Source organism: Bartonella sp. AP88HLJMH, assembly GCF_042195605.1.
Classification (GTDB): Bacteria; Pseudomonadota; Alphaproteobacteria; order Rhizobiales; family Rhizobiaceae; genus Bartonella.
In genome coordinates this window covers 1-1814 of record NZ_JBHIOR010000069.1, presented here as the reverse complement: position 1 = coordinate 1814, position 1814 = coordinate 1, and the positions used below count along the sequence as shown (strand labels likewise).

The following is a 1814-nucleotide window of genomic DNA, read 5'->3' as shown; positions in this document are numbered from 1 at the left end:
GTATGGCTGCGGATTTTCATTTGCAAGCCAAGGGCTTTGACACCAAGACCGCTCACATCAATTTGCATATCAGAGCCCCCTGGTTGATAGGTTTCAGTGATTTCTTCCAACGTAGGTAATTTGAGGGTTTCAAGATCAAGATGAAGATTCACATCATCATCAACAATCAGGGTAAAACCGCGAACAATTCTTAAAGTCATATGTCGCTCCTTGCTGCTTTGCGATAACCCTCTAGCGTATCGCCAAAGGCATAAATCATTTTATTTTGGATATCTTCAGCAAGCCGATTAAAGTAAGCTCCATTGCGCCGGCTGCCAAAGCTTAAATCTTCTAGAGGCGGCACTTCTTCTGCATCAAATTCCACCCGCAATTTCCCCAGTTGTAAATTGCTGTTGGAATTTAAATCACGATCAAACCAAACCCGCCCACCAAGCAGTGCACCGCGTGCAATCATATCATCAAGAAAGCTGGTCAAAGAGCGGGTAATGGCAATAACATGTTGACCAGTAAGGTTTTCATCATTGGCCCAAGGGCGCAAATTATTGATGATGGTTTTTTCCAGTGCTGCACGGGTGCGCACCACATTGACAAAACGCCAAAGCGGATCACTAGAGGTGGTATGGTTGCCCCATAAAATGCGCCCATTGGCGGCAATTTGCCCATGCCCATTTTGACTAAGTCGTGCTGGAATAAAGGTTGCAATATCGGCTTGGTTAAGGCGATTTGCCTCATGATCAATTTCGCCATCAAAATAGCTAATGGGGCGTGCTGTCCCTAAAATGCCATGCACATCTTGGTTGGAAGGAGACCAAAAAACACCGCCCCTTTGCTTGTCCCGTTTGATAAACATGGCTGCTGCAAAAGGACTTGCGGGTTTTATACTCACACCTCCATCAGAATTTGCCACCCGTACAAAGGGATCAATCAAATAACAAAAGCGTGAGGAAAAATCTGCACGATAGGCAAGGCTTTCTTGCGTGTTTTTACCCCCCGTATCAAACACGGCAATCGCTTGTAGCTTTTCTGCAACCTGTTCCAAAGCGTCTGCCACAGGGTTTTTGCCATTGTCAATCCGCCCTGCACTATAAGCCGGTGCTAAGAGAATTCCAGGTTCTACCCCCAAATGCCCCCGCGCATGCGCTAAGGCATGCACACCGGTCAAGTGAGTATTGGATCCCACCATTTCGGTTTGTGTCTCAGCAATGGTTGACTTTTCTTCCACACGCACAAGGATAATTTGTGCCTCAATCCCCTGCGCGCACACGGCTTTAATCACATCAAGAGCCGTGCCTCTTGCCCCAAGCTTTTGGATTTTTTCTGTCTCATGCGTAAAGACCAACACAGGCTCATTAAGGGGATAAGTTTGTGCATCAGCATCAGGGGCTGTAACAACCGCTCCAATGGCTGTCTGATCAAATGTTGCTAAAGGACGGGAATCCTCACCAGCCTCTACAATGCGAATCCCATGATTAAATTCTATTGCCATCTTGCTCTCCAAATCAATGAAGAGACTATAACAAGCATCACCATGCTCCATAAGACTGACACTGTCAGTCAAAAAAAGCCCTTTCAAAGGGCTTTAAAGGACTTAAAAACATACAAGCTCGCTTATAGAACAGCTATCCATTTGACTTCTGTCATATCTTGGTTACTTGTGCATCCATTTAATCTTTCCATAACCTTATAAGAACAGCGCCATCAGCTCCAGCGCCGCTTGGAGAGGAATCTCCATGAGAGCCAGCACCTCCGCCCCCAAAACCACGCCCTGCTTTTCCCGAACTATAGGAACCTTTGCCGACTCCTCCAGAGCCACC

General features: G+C 46.6%; 2 protein-coding genes. Both read right to left on the bottom strand.

Going from position 1 to position 1814, the window contains the following annotated elements:
- Positions 1 to 200, bottom strand: a 200-nt coding sequence (locus tag ACFIMA_RS09530) for a phage major tail tube protein (protein ID WP_375693388.1), incomplete at its 3' end; no start/stop codon positions are given.
- A complete protein-coding gene (locus tag ACFIMA_RS09525; protein ID WP_375693433.1) occupies positions 197 to 1486 on the bottom strand; it encodes a phage tail sheath C-terminal domain-containing protein in 1290 nt (429 codons plus the stop codon). The genes ACFIMA_RS09525 and ACFIMA_RS09530, both read right to left, overlap by 4 nt.
- Positions 1487 to 1814: the final 328 nt, after the last annotated feature.